11 protein-coding genes are annotated in these 16,728 nt (G+C 38.6%); 7 read left to right on the plus strand and 4 right to left on the minus strand.

The window, feature by feature from the left end; translation table 11 throughout:
- Window positions 1-143: 143 nt before the first annotated feature.
- Window positions 144-1,745 carry an ABC-F family ATPase gene (locus tag CWB76_RS04260; RefSeq protein WP_010389550.1) on the minus strand — a complete coding sequence of 534 codons (1,602 nt, stop codon included), beginning with the start codon at window positions 1,743-1,745 and terminating at the stop codon, window positions 144-146.
- Between the two features lie 143 nt (window positions 1,746-1,888).
- On the minus strand, window positions 1,889-2,623 hold the full coding sequence (locus CWB76_RS04265; protein ID WP_138605684.1) for a substrate-binding periplasmic protein: 735 nt from the start codon (window positions 2,621-2,623) through the stop codon (window positions 1,889-1,891).
- A gap of 411 nt (window positions 2,624-3,034) precedes the next feature.
- On the opposite strand from CWB76_RS04265, the gene CWB76_RS04270 reads away from it, so the two are divergent.
- The 5 genes from CWB76_RS04270 (at window position 3,035) to CWB76_RS04290 (ending at window position 10,418) form a co-directional block, all read left to right on the plus strand.
- Complete coding sequence (locus tag CWB76_RS04270) at window positions 3,035-3,634, plus strand: class I SAM-dependent methyltransferase (protein WP_138605686.1); 600 nt, start codon at window positions 3,035-3,037, stop codon at window positions 3,632-3,634.
- A complete protein-coding gene (locus CWB76_RS04275) occupies window positions 3,631-5,220 on the plus strand; it encodes a DUF8808 domain-containing protein (RefSeq protein WP_138605688.1) in 1,590 nt (529 codons plus the stop codon). The genes CWB76_RS04270 and CWB76_RS04275 overlap by 4 nt, the downstream gene beginning before the upstream one ends.
- A gap of 405 nt (window positions 5,221-5,625) precedes the next feature.
- Window positions 5,626-7,278 (plus strand): ABC-three component system protein, encoded by a 1,653-nt coding sequence (locus CWB76_RS04280; RefSeq protein ID WP_138605690.1) that lies wholly within the window; start codon window positions 5,626-5,628, stop codon window positions 7,276-7,278.
- Complete coding sequence (locus CWB76_RS04285; RefSeq protein ID WP_138605692.1) at window positions 7,271-8,026, plus strand: ABC-three component system middle component 1; 756 nt, start codon at window positions 7,271-7,273, stop codon at window positions 8,024-8,026. The genes CWB76_RS04280 and CWB76_RS04285 overlap by 8 nt, the downstream gene beginning before the upstream one ends.
- Window positions 8,019-10,418 (plus strand): AAA family ATPase, encoded by a 2,400-nt coding sequence (locus CWB76_RS04290; RefSeq protein WP_138605694.1) that lies wholly within the window; start codon window positions 8,019-8,021, stop codon window positions 10,416-10,418. The genes CWB76_RS04285 and CWB76_RS04290 overlap by 8 nt, the downstream gene beginning before the upstream one ends.
- A gap of 2 nt (window positions 10,419-10,420) precedes the next feature.
- On the opposite strand, the gene CWB76_RS04295 is transcribed toward CWB76_RS04290, so the two are convergent.
- Window positions 10,421-13,573: a DUF3427 domain-containing protein gene (locus tag CWB76_RS04295; protein WP_138605696.1), complete on the minus strand. Its 3,153-nt coding sequence runs from the start codon at window positions 13,571-13,573 to the stop codon at window positions 10,421-10,423.
- 310 nt (window positions 13,574-13,883) lie between these two features.
- On the minus strand, window positions 13,884-14,363 hold the full coding sequence (locus tag CWB76_RS04300) for a PD-(D/E)XK nuclease superfamily protein (RefSeq protein WP_138605698.1): 480 nt from the start codon (window positions 14,361-14,363) through the stop codon (window positions 13,884-13,886).
- 346 nt (window positions 14,364-14,709) lie between these two features.
- Here CWB76_RS04300 and CWB76_RS04305 point away from each other — a divergent pair, with 346 nt between their 5' ends.
- Both CWB76_RS04305 and CWB76_RS04310 read left to right on the plus strand, forming a co-directional pair.
- Window positions 14,710-15,186: a hypothetical protein gene (locus CWB76_RS04305; RefSeq protein ID WP_138605700.1), complete on the plus strand. Its 477-nt coding sequence runs from the start codon at window positions 14,710-14,712 to the stop codon at window positions 15,184-15,186.
- A gap of 2 nt (window positions 15,187-15,188) precedes the next feature.
- Window positions 15,189-16,319, plus strand: a complete 1,131-nt coding sequence (locus tag CWB76_RS04310; protein WP_138605702.1) for a DUF1570 domain-containing protein — start codon at window positions 15,189-15,191, stop codon at window positions 16,317-16,319.
- Window positions 16,320-16,728: the final 409 nt, after the last annotated feature.

Genomic DNA, 16,728 nt, shown 5'->3' on the forward strand with positions numbered 1-16,728 from the left:
CCGAACCCCGAACCCCGAAATACAGACACAAAAAAACGGCGCTTAAACAAGCACCGCTTTTAAAATGGTTTAGGCTATTTCTTTAACCTTTAACCTTTAACCTTTAACCTTTAACCTTTAACCTTTAACCTTTAACCTAGCTCTTAAGCTACTTTGTTTTCTTCGCAGCTTGCTAGGTATTCGTCAAACGTACCTTGAAAGTCAATCACTTGCTTGTCTTTAATATCAACAATACGCGTTGCTAGTGACGATACAAACTCACGGTCATGGCTTACAAAAATAAGTGTGCCTTTAAAGTCTTTTAGGGCATTGTTAAGCGCTTCAATGGCTTCCATATCCATGTGGTTTGTTGGTTCATCCATTATTAGTACGTTAACGTCTTGCATCATTAACTTACCGAATAACAGACGGTTTTTCTCACCACCTGAACAGTTACGCGCTTTTTTATTTGAATCGTCTGCGGTAAATAATAAACGCCCTAACATGCCACGAACCATTAAATCGTTGTGTTTAGCAGTGCGCCACTGCGACATCCAATCAAATAAAGTTAAGTCGTTATCAAAGTCTTTGCTGCTGTCTTGTGGGCAGTAACCAAAGGTCGCGTTTTCTGACCATTTAACTTCACCGTGTAAACTTTCAAGCTCGTTAACTAAACAACGTAAAAAGGTGGTTTTACCCACACCGTTTTCGCCGATAACCGCAAGCTTTGCACCCGCTTCAAGCAATAAGTCGCCGCCGGTAAATAATGTTTCACCGTCAAACCCATGGCCAAGCTTGGTTAGCTCAAGCGCTTGGCGATACATTTTTTTGCCCTCGTCAAAGCTCAGTGACGGGCTCATACGGCTTGATGCTTTAACTTCATCAAGCTTAATTTTATCCATTTTTTTAGCACGCGAGCTGGCTTGTTTTGCTTTAGAGGCATTAGCACCAAAACGGTTAACAAAGTCTTGTAGCTCGTCTATTTCAGCGCTTTTTTTCGCGTTTTCAGCTAATAACTGTTCGCGTTGTAAGCCTGAGGCTTCAAGGTACTTTTCGTAGTTACCTGGGTAAATACGCAGCTCGCCGTAATCAATATCGGCCATGTGCGTACATACCGAGTTTAAAAAGTGACGGTCATGGGAAATAATAATCATGGTACATTTACGTTGGTTAAGCTCATTCGCAAGCCACGTAATAGTATGAATATCCAAGTTATTGGTTGGCTCATCAAGAAGCAAAATATCAGGATTAGCAAATAGCGCCTGTGCTAAAAGCACACGCAATTTCCAACCAGGGGCTACGTTCGCCATTAAACCATAATGAAATTCTTTATCGATACCTGCATCAAGTAGTATTTCTTCTGCGCGGCTTTCTGCGGTGTAACCGTCCATTTCAGCAAAAACGCTTTCAAGCTCGGCCACTTTCATGCCGTCTTCTTCGCTCATTTCAGGCAACGAGTAGATACGGTCGCGCTCTTGTTTTACTTTCCAAAGCTCAACGTCGCCCATAATTACCGCGTCAACTACGCTGTATTGTTCAAACGCAAACTGATCTTGGCTTAGGTTACCTAATTTTAGCCCTGGCGTAATAGACACATTACCTGCACTAGGCGTAAGCGCACCGCTTAAAATTTTCATAAATGTCGACTTGCCGCAGCCGTTAGCGCCAATTAAACCGTAACGGTTACCGTTACCAAATTTAGCTGAAATGTTTTCAAACAACGGCTCTGCGCCAAACTGCATCGTAATATTTGCGGTGGAGATCAAAAAAAGTAATCCTAGAAAATTAATGGCAGGGTTAAGCTGCAGCAAGATGCCGCATAAATAAACAAGCGATAGAGTAAATAATAGGCCGCGAATTATACAGATCCACGCCCAAAGATGAAAGGTAAAAGAATAGAGCTTAAAAGCTATAACCGCTGATAAATAGCGTGTATGTTGCTTTTATTTTGCTTAATTAACTCATTTATAGTTTGTAACTCGACTTGGTTAATGGTTTTTTTACTCAACATTAAATGAATCGAACTCTTATTAATGTCCGCCATATTAGGAACAGGCTCAACGCTTGGATGTTGGTTTATAAAATATTGTGCAGCTACTTCGTCTTCTATTGCATAATCAACCCTGTTTTTATTGAGCATTGCAAAGCGTTTATCGGCTGTGGGCATCATAATAACGTGAGCGGGGTGGTCTTGTTTAAATTGCGCAAATGCAGCGCCATAATAACCACCACGGCCAATAGCGAGCGTTAAATCTCTATAAAAAATATCGCTTAGGTTATTTATATCAGGAGAGTCGCTATATTTATAAAGGCGCATTATTTCATCGCGATAAGTATCGCTAAAATAGGCATAACTTCGTCTATCAGGGGTTATGCTGGCTGCAAAAACAATATCTATACGGCCTTCTTTTAACTCTTCAAAAGCACGAGCAGAGGTAGGCAGCAACATAAACTTTAAACAAAAAGGTGAGCCGTTAAAAATCGTATTTACCACATCAATTTCAACGCCTGTTAAATTGTTATTAACTGCCACCACATAAGGCGGCCAGTTGCGTTCATTAGTACCCACTTTAAGTGTTTTGGCACAGGCAAATACCTTAAAACTACCAATTATTAGTAATACAACAAAAGCGAGTCTTAGCATTTTATTACTCTAAAAAATTACAACACTTTAGTATAAACCAAGTTGTAAATATAAACAGGGTTAGGTGGTTGTTATTAAAAGGCCAGCAGCTAAAGCGATTGCATGTAATGTAACCTTTAAAACGCTTGGTAAGCTTATAACGGCTTGAATAAGCGTTTATTCAAGCCGTTACACTGCAGGGTAAATAACAGCCATGTTTCATATAACTTTAATGCTTTCAAACACGTAGAAATATTAGGTGAAAGTGTAAATAACATTGGTTTATAGCAGTTAAGCAGTGCTTTTTGGTAATAAAAACATACTACTTAGGGCGTATATATTGCCGTAGCTCTATATTTTTAAATGTTGATACTGTAGATTAGTTATAAATGAATGCCAGATTAATAAATAAACCAAGGAGCGGTGAATTTAGTGCCTACTAAAACACTCAATTACTATAATCAACATGCACAAACTTTTAGCGACTCAACGCTTAATGTTGATATGTCGGCGCTTTACGCAGAGTTTTTACCGCTTATCCCTAAACATGGTCATATTTTAGATGCTGGCTGTGGCAGTGCCCGCGACGCCATGTATTTTAAACAGCAAGGTTTTACTGTTAGCGCGTTTGATGCAAGCGAAAATATTGCAAAGTTAGCCAGTAATTACTTACAACAAACTGTAGAGGTTAAAAACTTTCAGCAGCTTAGTTGTACAAATATGTACGACGGCGTTTGGTGTTGCGCCAGTTTATTGCATGTGCCAAAAGTAGAGTTACCGCAGGTGTTTTTAAAGCTGCAAAATGCCCTAAAACCAAACGGTGTTTTGTATGTGTCGTTTAAATACGGCACGCAAGAGCGCGTGAATAACGGCCGCGAATTTACCGATTTAAATGAAGATGGCCTAACCGCGCTAATTACCCAGCACACCGAGCTTAAAATACTAAAACAATGGCAAACGGTTGACCAACGCCCAGAGCGCGAAAGCGAAGTATGGCTAAATGCCCTAATTAAAGCAGTGCCCGTTTTATGATTGGCGCAATGCAGCAGCAACTCGACTTTATCGCCTATATTCAGCGCATGCTGGTTGAGGGCGAATTCACCGCAACTTATAAATATGCACTATTACATGCTATTGCTGATATTTGCGTAGAACAGCAAAATGAAGATCAGAGTGCTCCAATGGAAATAAAAATCGACACGTTAGTCGATAAATTTATTCAACTTTATTGGAACCACTCAATGCCTTACGCTGCGCACTCTACCGATATTATTACTAATACTGAAGATATGCTGTTAAAGCAAAATAGCCAAGGACAAGCAAAGTTCATCACCGAAATTTACAAACTACAAAATGCAGGTGTGAAAAGTTACAACGCATTCAAAAACTACCAACAATATAGCCAAGTAATTAGTTCTCTTAGGCGAACATTTATCGATGGCCCTCTTTGGCGGTTACAGTTACTTTCGGGTAAAGAAGAATGTTTTTTATATCCCCATATACTTTTAGGTAAAGGCAGAGAGCCCAAGCGAATTGTTTTAAATGCTGGTATAGCTCAGTGTTTTAGGCGTTTTTACGATTTGGTTGTGCATCTTAGTGTTACTGAATGGATAGAAAAAGTACAAACTATAAAAGCGAATCAAACACTATTAGGATCGCAAAGCCAGCTACAAGAGTTCTTGTTTGGCAGTAACAGAACTGCGTTAAAAGTGGTAACTCCACTATTGATAGATATTCAAAACGGGCTTTGCTTTTACTGCCAAAAGCCAATGAATCTCAAAAACGAAAAAGAAACTAAAAAAACGCCAGAGATCGATCACTTTATTCCTTTTAAGCGCTATCCAAACGACTTAGCACATAACTTTGTTGCTGCGCATGCTGATTGTAATAACAATAAGCGAGACCACCTCGCAGCTTTTGCTCACCGCGACCGCTGGCTAGAACAAAATCTTGATACTCATAAAGCCGAAATAACTAATAAACTGCAACCTTACTTTTATTGCGATGCTGATAAATCGCTTGCAGTAAGCAATTGGGCGTATCAGGTAGCCGAATCAAGCAGTGCTAAATTATGGCTTGGCAAAAACAGTTTCGAACAAGCAAAACCAACTGCTGAGTTGTTTACGTTTCCAAACGCATCCCAACCTGAGTTAAATCAAGTTGCTAAGCTCGAAGTTAGTTTAAAATCAACTGATAACGCATTAAAGCTGCCGTACTTCCCCAATATAAAAATAGCCTGTGGGCATTTTAAAACAGGGGATGAAAGCGATATGGAATTGATGGACGCGCCACTTGGCGCGGGCAAGCTAGACCCGCAAGTGCACTTTTTAGCACACGCATCAGGTAACTCAATGAATGGCGGTAAACACCCAATACTTGATGGTGATTTACTACTGCTTGAGCTTATAACACCCGATAAAGCAGGATCGCTACGCGGCCAAATAGTGGCGATAGAGCGAGATGATATAGGCGGGGAAGGGCAGTATTTACTGCGCAAAGTTAATAAGTTATCTAACGGGCAATACGAGCTAATTGCTCAAAACCCTGATTACGAAATAATGATTGCAGATGAAAGCATGCGAACGTTCGCACGGTTTAAGCAAGTGGTTGCAGAGTAGTTTGTCGTCGCGCTTTAACTTGTAGGCGCGGAGCTTGCTCGCGCGCAAAGCGCTTTAACCATGATTTTTACATGGTTTTGGGAAAGGGACTAATAACCTCTATTCGAGGTTTTATCGCGTTGGCGATGGCAACCAAAGGGCGGCTGCCGCCGACCGCCCTTTGGAATCCCCCGGCGCACCCGAGGATCACACTGTGTCCTCAAGTTAAAAATTGATGTGAACGTAAGCGCCGTGTATTCGCCATCCATGGCGAAGTCACGGCTTAACTTGCATCCATGCAAGTGATTACTCATCAATTTATAACTTTCGGGTGTGATCACGGGGAGTTGGAGTGTGTTGGTAGATTGGCTTTCTGAGGTAAAGATTTGTGACTATATCTAGTTTGTATAAGCGAGTAACTTTAATATGAGTAATGCATCATCTAAAAGCATTTTGCACGATGCTACCCCCTCTTGGAATGGTTATAACTACCAAGGTAAAGTAGGGCTCTATGTTTGTTTGGTGAATATTCTTAAAGAAGCTCGTGCAGGAGTCGATTTGCCTGCTTTTAATGCCTTCCTAGATGAACATCATATTGAGTATGAATGGATTGAAGATTTTGCCATTAAAAAAAATGACAATTACCTGTCTCTTCATCAAGTTAAACATAAAGGTGAAAACAAGTTTGAAGACCATGTAGAGGCTATAGCAACCATTTTATATCGGAAAAATGGCGTACTTTCAGACACTGATATATTTAAATACTTTAAATTTAAAAGCAAAAAGAAAGGTGATACTGCAGCAGAACAAGCGAAACTTAAAGCAGAGATAACGGTTCATAAGCTTGTTGACGATATAGGCTTATTAGATAGTAATTGGAAAACGAACGTTCAATCTGTCGATATTAAATACCGTGAAAACATTATAAAATGTTTTAATGATTTTGAGTCATTATCACAAAAAGCGTTTAGAACTTCGATTACCTATTTTCACACCGCTGATAAAGTGGATCAGCCTTCAGAAAATATCACACAAATTGCTGGTATACCTGAACTTTTAGTAGCTAGTTTAGCTCAGCCAAAGAGCCTTTCTTGTCAACTCATTTACCTCAGTTTTGATAATTCACCTGTATATGACTTAGCATTATCAGATGATGAGCTTAATGCACAACTAGAGAGACAAATTAAGGCTCTTTTAGAAATATTTCATCCTGGTATCAGTGAGTTCTCGCCTGAAGATATTCGCCTATATAAAACGGCATTATGTGCTTTGATCGATCAAAACTTAGTAATAAGGCATCAACACATTAGAGATAAGCTAGATAAAGACATTTCTTACTTGCAACGTACTAAACCAAGTATTTATTTTAAGGAAATTGTACAAGAATTAAAAAATACTTATCGAGTTCAAAATGATGCTTATTGGAATTTAGTTTGTCGAGAAAACTTTGAAAAAGCTTATAAAGAACAGCTTGATGAACTCTATGAAGATATTAAACACTCTACATCTGACGAAGATATCGAAGATTATCATCAATACATTGCTAGATTAGAGTCAGTCCGAATCAATATTATTGATAGTTATTTTCCTAACGAATGCGTAAGTTTCTTGCGGAAAATATATCCTCACACAACGAGAAGTATCAATATTCGTGAGTTTTATGAGGCAATATCAGAGCCACAAAAAATTAAGAGTGTTTTTCTAGATTTTATTCAAGAAGTTAAAAAACCATCAGGAAAATTAACACTTGCATGCAAAAATGACATTTTTGAATTTCAACCGAGCTGTATTGATTTCAATTTTACAAGGGCAAGGCGGAAAGATAGGGCGATAGATACAGTCAGGAAAGGGTTGGCTGACAATTATGGCAACCAATCGTTTATTCTTTCCAATGTTGATTACATTGTAGTTAACTCGACTGATGCTGAAGATGTTATTCCTGCAGGTATCGAGAAGATAACTCAGGTCGAAAGTTATGAACATACAAACTCAAATCTAAAAAATTCAGACAAAATCACTCAACAGAAGGAAGTCAGCTTTATGGATAGTCGTAAAGCATTAGGAGAAATTAATGGATAAGTTATTTGATAACTTGATGGAACGACTTTTCATTGAATCTAACTTTTCTTTAACAAGATCAGAGTATATTGAAGAAGATTATAAATGTTCAACTTTGCTTTATATTGGCCAAAATCAACAAGGCGATTATTTCATCTACCTTCAATTACCTGAAAAATTACTGCCTTATGTTAACAATGACATTCAAATAAGATTAGCAGCGTTGATTAAAAATAAAGCTAATGATTTTGATAAAATGACGGATGGTGAAGTAAAGATATCATCTTCATTTGATAAAAATGCAACGTTGATTATTTTTACTACTCATGAAGCCAGAGTTAATAACAATGTAATGAAGCAGGCTATTTCAATTGAAGAAGACCCATACTTCTTCAAAAAACAAGTTTTATTAATATCTGAGAAAGACATTCCAATCATTGCAAGTAATTTTGATGAACATAAAGATAGTTATATTGCATATATTCAAAATTTAATCTCTGATACAGAGCGGTTTAATGAATTTACCAGCCTAAATATGTTCGGGCTGTCCGGCAAAGGGATTGAATACTCCTTTGTTGCTAAGCTTTATGAAAAATTGCCGTTCTTAGCTTTATTAGTTGCTCCGTCTAATCAGGATGTTTTGCAGCATAAGATTGATAAAAAATTAACTGAAGAGCAGCTTGTTGAATGTGAGAAATTATTAAAGCTTGATGGTGAGAAGCTAGAAGAGTGGTTCTCTGAATTAGTTAAGGAAGAAGCTAATGATTAAGTTAGGAAGGATGCGAATAGAGAACTTTAAGTCTTTTATTGAACCTGTTGAGTTTAATTTTACAAGCAATGATTTAGTTCTTTTTGATGGTCCTAATGGTTTTGGAAAAACAACGATATTTGATGCTGTTGAGTTGTGTTTTACTGGGGAGATATCACGAGTAAAGCATACCGATTCTAAAACAAAAAAGGATCATATTCTAAAGGGAAATAATGCCAAACCAACGACCATTCAACTAGAGCTGCTAAATGGTAATGAAACCTGCTTAGTGATAGGTATTCATATACCTGCCAATATTTCAGGAGCTGAAGGTAAAGTAGCTAATTATAAAAATGTTATTGAACGTTTTGAGGCTGAGGTGTGGCAGGAGAATTTACTTTTTCTTAAGCTTAGTAAAAAAACGTTGGATGTGGATAGCTTAAAAAGGCTATTAGACAACGAAAAACTAGATTCAACATTCACCTTGTTTAATTACATCCAACAAGAAGAGACATGTCACTTCTTGAAGCTTGATGAAAGTAAGCGTCATCAACAAATAAGCCATCTATTTGGCACAATAGAAGAAACAAAAAAATCTGATAAATTAGATTTACTTACGGCTAAATTAAAAGAAAAAATTGATACCTATACTCCTATCATCGAAAAAGAAGAAAAAGAGTTAGCTGAATTATCAAAACCATCTACTCAAGAAAATGATGAAAACCCCCATATTGGAAGCGGAAAGCTTTCTATTTTTGCTGATTTATCATCTAGTACGGTTGAGCAGCTTGAAGCCTATAAACATAATTTAGAAGGTGTTGATTGGGTTTTAAAAAACCATTCTGATTTTGAAAGTCTAAAGTTTAATTATTCGCTGAATAAAATGACAACTGAGTGTACAGAACAACTTGATAATTATTTGAAAGTTGGTGCGGTTGAAAATTATGAAGATTTAATTAAAAAACTAAATAAACATGAGACTGTTTGGAAAAGGGCGAATAAAAAAGCTGATATTTATAATGATCTAATTAGGTTGTTTGAAGATGAACCCAATAGCCTTAACAAAGATGTTTTAAATATTTATAAAGAAAATTTTTCAATAAATTATGATGCATTTTCAGCTGAAATAACGTCATTTTTCAGCTTGTCAAAAACAAACGGCTCATTAAATTCTTTACTCATTAAAATCGATGAAAGTCGCCAAAACTTGTTATCCCATTACAAAGTTCATATAGGTGATGATGTAACTCAAGAACACTCAAATATACCTTGCCCATTATGTGGTGATCCAAAGTCTACGTGGCAAGATTTAATTGATGAATATGACAAACAAACAAAATGCTTTTCAGAACAGTTAGGGGAGAATGGTAAGTTACTAACGACAGTGACTAGAAAGTTAATAGAAGACTTTGTAGCCCCTTTAATTGCTAAAATGAAAGACTATCTCACTAAGTATGAAGGTTACTTAAATTTCGATTTTCAAAGTTTGAATAAGTTAAAGAATATAAAAAAAGACAAATTTGAACGCATGACAAAAGTGAAAATTTGGCTTAACTCAAATATTGGTGATTGCTCCTACTTTATTGATAACAAGTTACTTGAAGTTAATCAAAACTATGTCGAAACCAAAGAGCAGCTTATTACTTTTATTAACAGTCATAAGAAATCGATTTCAGAAGACCCATTAAAAGCTTATTTACCTTTAGTTCATGATTTAAAAACACTAGGTTTAGCTTTTGATGAAAGTGGTATGTTAGCCATTGATTCGAACGATATAAGTAAGGACTTATCACTATTATCTCGATTAATAGTTCAGCAAAGTTCTTCATCGTATAAAGCAAAAGAGAAAACGATATCTCAATTAAAAGAAAAAGTTAGTAAATTAAAGTTAAAAAGAGATGAAATATCCAAAATAACCAAAGTATTTAAAGATGAAATTAAAGCTTATGAAAAAGATGTAGCAAAGCATATTGCCATACCGCTCTATGTTTATAGCTCTAAAATCTTGCAATCGAGGACTGAAGGAAGTGGAATCTTTTTAATTACCCCTGAAAGAAATAATGCGAAAGGCTTTATGCAATTTAGCGCTACACCTAACGATAGCCATGATGCCTGGAATACAATGAGCTCTGGACAGCTAGCTGGTGTTGTTATTTCGTTCATGCTGGCTATGAATAAAGTTTACCCCTCAAAGTTATCTACTTTAATGATTGATGATCCGGTGCAAACTATGGATGAGGTTAATATGGCTTCTTTTGTTCAAATGATGCGATATGAGTTTCCTGATATGCAAATTTTGTTGTCAACTCATGAAAGCAAGGTCGCGAATTATTTTCATTATAAGTACAGTCAGGCAGGTTTAAAATCACTCCCAATTAATATGAAGAATAAGAGATTGGAATCTATTAATTAGTATCACCCAACCGCTAATTTCCCAGCCTCATGCCACATTTCACTTGGCATGGGGTTGGTTAATTCCCACGTTATATTCATTGGCTGGCTGCCATTGTGGCTTTGGTATTTAACCTCGCCGTAGTTTACAAACCCCATAGTTCGGCCGTTTTCATCTTTGCCTTGTTCGCGCACAAATAACAGGATGGTTTTGCCTGTTTTTTGATGCTCAATATAGCTTAGGCCGCGGCCGTGTTCTGGTCGGGCGCTGTTTTGCGTTTGCCAATGAAACAGGGTAGGGCTAATTGCATAGTCGTGATACAGCGTGGTGGGCGAGTAGGTTTTTTCGCACTTATTGAGTGTTACAAATAACAGCTCTAGGTTTTGGTTTTTAAATTCTAAAACACCTTCGCGGGCAGTCGATTTTTTATCAAACGAGTGAGCGCCAAACGCGGCGAGTATCTGTTGTCGCGTGTAGCGGCTATGTAATTTTATTGCGTGATTAGGTAAGCACGTTAAATCGCTTTCTTGCTGGTGAATGCGGTTTATTAACAACGTAATCACCTGTGTAAGTTCCTGCTGTAGCTCTTTGTGTTTAAGGGCTTGTAAGCTTTGCTCAAGCGTCTTAAACCCTAAACTTGTGCCTGTGTTATCCCAAAAATTGTAATGCGCCATAAGCGCGTACTGCTGGTTTTGCGCTGTTGGCGTAAAGCTAAAGTCGTTGTTACATAAATCACGTAAAAAGCATAAATAGCTGAGCGAGTCGCAGCCAAGTAATTGGGTGTTGATTGCGCGGTAATACGCGGTGTAAATATCGGCTTGTTCGGCAGGTATTTCATCGCCTTTTAACCAGTGCCAGCCACCGAGTTTTTTATCTTTTGGTTTGTAAATATCTTCAAGCGTGACTTGCGGGTTTATGCGTAAAAAGTTACTCAGCGTGAGCGTGTCATTGGTATGTTGCGTATAGCTATTTATAAGCTGTTGTAAACGGCGTTTAGTGTTTATGGCTTGCTGAATATTTTTTAATATTGTTTGTTGTGTACGTTTTTGCAGCTCTATACGGCAACCTAGCGGTAAATGCGGGAAGTTGTTTTCAATCTCGGTTTTTATTGGCTGATTACTTTTACCAATCAGTGCGCGAAACTTACTCGCAAAATCGTATTCTGGGCGGGCATTGCCGACAAAGTCGAGTACGGTGCAGCATTGTTTTTGGCTATTGTCGGGCAGGCGCAAACCACGGCCGAGTTGCTGTAAAAACAGCGTTAGGCTCTCAGTTGGGCGTAAAAATAACAGGGTATCGACCTCTGGAATATCGACCCCTTCGTTAAAAATATCAACCACACAAAGTATTTGTATTTCGCCTTGGCGTAGTGCTTGTTGCTTGTGCGCCCGTTCATCGGTGTTTTTGCTAGTAAGCACATCGGCGTTTATGCCTGCTAAGTTAAACTTAGATGCCATAAACTCTGCGTGTTTTTGACTTACGCAAAATGCTAGCGCTTTAATGTTGTGAACATTAGTCACTATATCAGCAAGGCTGGATATAATTTTGTTAGCGCGGCTGTTCTCCCCGGTATAAAGGTTACTTAGCTCGGTTATATCGTAACGGCCACCACGCCATGTTACTTGGCTTAGGTCGGTATCATCATCTAGACCAAAGTATTGAAATGGGCATAAATGGCGCTGGTTTATTGCCTCTGGCAAGCGAATTTCAGCGGCTATTGCGCCGCAAAAATCATCGAGTATATTGGCACCGTCTTGGCGCTCTGGTGTTGCGGTTAAGCCAAGTAATATTGTGGGTGTAAAGTGATTTAATATAGCGCGATAACTGGCTGCGCTTACGTGATGCACTTCGTCTATCACTATGTAATCGTAATAGTCAGGAGTTAAATTAAGCGATTCAATTTGGCTATTCAGCGTTTGGATTGACGCAAATAATTGGTTATAGCGCTGTGGTTTGTAGTTACCCACCCACAGCTCACCAAAGTCGTTATTTTTAAGTACACCACGGTAAGCACTTTGCGCTTGTTTAAGTATTTCTTCGCGGTGGGCTACAAACAAAAAGTGGGCGTTTGGATTTTTGTCGTAAACGGTTTTAAAGTCGAACGCCGATATAATGGTTTTACCCGTGCCCGTTGCGGCAACCACTAAGTTTTTAAAGCGATCATGAACGCTACGTTCAACGCTTAGCTTTTCTAATATTGCGAGTTGGTGGGTTTTTGGCGTGATATCAAAATAAAACTGACTGCTTGCTTGGCCAACACCGCGTTGCTCATTAAGTGAATTTATGAGCTTTTCTTTACATTCAGCTTTGCCAGTAAACAGCTCGAAATCTGGCGATTGCCAGTAGGTTTCAAAGGTGCTTTTGGTTTTGGCTATTATGTGCGGAATTTCTTGCGCGGTAATTTTTAAGTTCCACTCAAGGCCGCTGGTAAGCGCCGAATGCGATAAATTAGACGAGCCAATATAACCGGTATGAAAACCCGTATTACGCATAAACAAGTATGACTTTGCGTGTAAGCGCTCTTGCTGATTGTTGTAACTCAGCTTTACCTCGGTATTTGGTAGGTTTGCTAAAAATTCCACGGCTTTGGCATCCGTTGCCCCCATGTACGAGGTGGTAATAACTTTGAGCTTATTGCCGCTTTTGGTAAAGGCTTCAAGCTCATTTTTAAAAATGCGCAGCCCCGTCCATTTTATAAATGAAACAAGCCAGTAAATAGTGTCGGATGACTTAATCTCGCGCTTTAGCTCGGTTTCGAGCGATATACCTGCATTCGCACCGCTAAACAATTCGCTTTGGGTAAGCCCTGTTAGCGGAAAAATATCGTGAGAGTAATCTTTAAGATTGGCCGCAATAGGGTTTTGGGTATTAAACAGCGCAGTAAGAATACGACCTTGGCTGTCGATAAGGTTTTCGTTGATTAGCTCGTCATCGCGAATATGCTCTTTAAGCCACAGCACAAGGCTATTTGCTAGGTTTATTTGCTCCTGCAAACGCTCGTCTGAATTCGGGATTGCATCAATTGCATGTGCAACAAGCTTGCCTAAAAAGCGCGAAAGCCACGTTGCTGCCTCTGCCGATTCTAGTTGGCGCTCGCCCACGTAAAATTGATCGCGATTTAAATTTTGCTCAATTACTTGTGTAATTAACTGCTCGTAAATACCAATCTGTTGCATTAAATCGCTCCCTGTTTGCGAGCATTCAGTTTACTAAAACATGCAATGTAAACAAGCATTAACTCACTATTGAATCAAAGGCAGCTGTTAAGAGAATTTCCCCGTGACCACACCCGAAATTGAATTAATGATGAGTAATAGCAGCGCATGGATGCGCGTTAAGCGATGCTTACACACGGACGTGTTTCATCGCGTTTGCGTTCATATTATTAATTTAAATTGAGGAAATAGTGTGATCCTCGGGGCGCCGAGAGATTCCAAAGAGAAGTCGGCGATTACTTCTCTTTGGTTGCCGTCGCCAACGCGACATTTACTCGTTAATAAGATAATTAAGAAAGTCTTCTTTTGAAGAAAAGACTTTAAATACTTTTGCTATACGATTTTCAGTTTGTGTTAATAACCAATCAAACGCTTCTTTTTTATAGCCTTTTCCATCAAAAACGATAACTACCGTTTTCTCTGGTGCATTACTTAATGACTCATAAAAGAATGGGAATTTTTGGTCGACAGAGCCGCTTTGTACTTGTCTATGAGCTTCTATTCTTAATAAGCCTTTAGTTTTATGATGTATCAAAAAAGTACTGTGGCGTGTACTGCCGTACATATCTTGATAGGCTGCACGCTTAATATATTTCTGCTGTTGAGGTTGAGAGTCTGTACATTCAGTAAAGCCAATAGAGGTTAGATCTTCTTCTAGTTCAGTACAAAACTTACGGTTTGATTCTTGTGGCGAGCCTGTATGTTCATACTTATTTGGTATTTCATCAAATAATGGTAATTGACCATCCATGTAACTTTCTCCTTTATAGTTGAACAATTAACATACTAAAAAAAGGGTAAAAGTCAAAGCAACACCAGCGTTTATATTTTGCTTTATAGAAAATGTTTGAGGAGCAGTGGAGATCCAAGGAGAGAGCAACGCTTTAACGTAGTAAATAACGCCCCTCGGTTGCCGTCGCCGACGCGACTTCTACTTAAATTTGCAATTAAAAATTCCCGCCACAAACTGCTCCAACAATTGCGCTCGGGCATGATTTAAGAATTCGCTTAAACTATCTGTTTCTATTTTAGATTCAATCCTCTATATTCAGCCTAGGCGCCCAAAGGAAAAACAGCACTCAATTTAGGGATAAATAATGATTAAATGGATTTTATTGATACTACTTTGCGTATTTACTTCTTTCCCGCAAGCGTACGAGCAATACTCGCAAGAACATTGCGATAGTATTGTAAAAGAACGTGAAACAATGCGTTCACGGTTGCGTCAAGGCTATAGGGTGAAAGAAGGTGAGCGGTTAAAAGCACGGTTCAAATCTTTATTTGAAGAACTTGCAAAGTATTGTGATAAACCCAAACAAACTAACCGAACACACCAACGCTCTTCGGCTTACAGCTCAAGTAATAATGCATTATTGCGCACGCAGATGCCTAATATGAAATTACATAGCGACAGCTATAGCGATCCTGAAAAGCTGGCTGCGTGGTCTGAATTTTATACTTTACCAAAGCGCTGCCGTTCAAAAGGCATGCAATCATCCGATTTCGTATGGTGCAGTGAATATCGTGGTGAACAAAAACGCTTATTTGAAGCCCAATGGAAAAAGCGACGATAAAGATGTTGAGCACAAAATGGCGCGTGCTATTTGTATTTATTGTGCTGTTAATTGTAGCGGCACTTATTGCTAACCACCTAACTGGGCGGGTAATCAACTACCATGATCCTATTGGCAGTGTACGGGCTATTTACGAAGATATAAAAGCCGAAATCGAAATAGTTGAAGAAGCAGAGCAAACCCTAATTGAACCCTCTGCAGGCTCGTTTACCACTAAAAAAGTAATACAAAACCATTTACCACAAGCCGATACAACGCGTTGTACCGATGTTTCATTAGGTGAAGTTAAATATAAGCGTAATGGCAATATTTACACTTGGACTGATAGCCATGGTGTGCCCCATTTTAGTGATACTAAGCCAGGCTTTGCGGTTGAAACACTTGATACTGACATTGTTGAGCCGCTTGATTACTTTGAATTAACGCTACAGGCCGCTAATTTACCGCCGTCGTTTACAGAAAAATTACGGATAAAACTAAATACTGTATTTAAAGTGTATGGCCAAATTATAGGGGCAGATGCATTAAAAAAGGTAAGGTTAAACCTGACCATATTCGCAACGCGAAGTCGTTACGAACAAGCGATTAAACAGCGCGGAGCAGATCCAAGTAATACAGATGGTATATATTTTCATGCTACTAACTCTGCGTTTATATATTATCGAAACGAGCAAAACGCAATGCGCACAGCAATACACGAAGCGGTGCATGCTATAAACAAAGCAATACTAGGCACAACTCCTCGTTGGCTTAATGAAGGGCTGGCTGAATATTTTGAATATACCAACAACAGCATGCAATTAGTCAGCATTGACCCTCACCTAAGTTGGATAAGTAACAAACACATAGCGCAAAGTGTTTTTACTATTAATTGGTTGATAGGTTTAGATAACAAATGGCAAACAGCGGATGACACTAAACTTTATGCGAGCAGTTGGGCGGCGATATATTTTTTAATGGGCTCGAGCAAAGGCAAGCAGTTTTTAAAAAGCGTTATGTTAGCCGAGCAAAATTCACCTTGCAGTAAACTCACTGCTGAAACACTGGAAAGTATGCTGTATCAGCACTTTCCGCAGCTGTCTAAAGACTATAAAACATGGTTAAACAAACCATTTATAAAACATCGTTTTTAAAAAGATATTAAAAGTTGCGCTTTTCACGTCAGCAAACTGTACGCCCACGGTAAAATTTAAAGGACACTACTAAACAACTTTCCCGTGATCACACCAGAAATTGAATTAATGATGAGTAATAACAGCGCATGGCGGAATTTTGTTCCCGACAAATTCCAAGTACCTAGATCCCTTTAGGCAATGCGCGTTAAGCGATGCCTACACACGGACGTGTTTCATCGCCTTTACGTTCATATCATTAATTTGAATTAAGGAAGTAGTGTGATCCTCGGGGCGCCGAGGTGACGAATGACCAAAGCGTAGCTTTGCAGCGTGAGGAAGTGGAAGCATGGATGCTGACAGGAACCCAGCTGAACGGATGAATTATTTGCAGCAGAGTTTATTTAAAGACAAATCATACTTTGGTTGC

It is taken from the genome of Pseudoalteromonas sp. S1609 (assembly GCF_005887255.1).
In the GTDB taxonomy this organism is placed as follows: Bacteria; Pseudomonadota; Gammaproteobacteria; order Enterobacterales; family Alteromonadaceae; genus Pseudoalteromonas.

Excerpts from the sequence above, each read along its gene's own strand:
- CWB76_RS04265 (WP_138605684.1), bottom strand. The coding sequence starts at position 2,623 with ATGCTAAGACTCGCTTTTGTTGTATTACTAATAATTGGTAGTTTTAAG.
- CWB76_RS04275 (WP_138605688.1), top strand. The coding sequence starts at position 3,631 with ATGATTGGCGCAATGCAGCAGCAACTCGACTTTATCGCCTATATTCAG.
- CWB76_RS04280 (WP_138605690.1), top strand. The coding sequence starts at position 5,626 with ATGAGTAATGCATCATCTAAAAGCATTTTGCACGATGCTACCCCCTCT.
- CWB76_RS04285 (WP_138605692.1), top strand. The coding sequence starts at position 7,271 with ATGGATAAGTTATTTGATAACTTGATGGAACGACTTTTCATTGAATCT.
- CWB76_RS04290 (WP_138605694.1), top strand. The coding sequence starts at position 8,019 with ATGATTAAGTTAGGAAGGATGCGAATAGAGAACTTTAAGTCTTTTATT.
- CWB76_RS04295 (WP_138605696.1), bottom strand. The coding sequence starts at position 13,573 with ATGCAACAGATTGGTATTTACGAGCAGTTAATTACACAAGTAATTGAG.
- CWB76_RS04300 (WP_138605698.1), bottom strand. The coding sequence starts at position 14,363 with ATGGATGGTCAATTACCATTATTTGATGAAATACCAAATAAGTATGAA.
- CWB76_RS04305 (WP_138605700.1), top strand. The coding sequence starts at position 14,710 with ATGATTAAATGGATTTTATTGATACTACTTTGCGTATTTACTTCTTTC.
- CWB76_RS04310 (WP_138605702.1), top strand. The coding sequence starts at position 15,189 with ATGTTGAGCACAAAATGGCGCGTGCTATTTGTATTTATTGTGCTGTTA.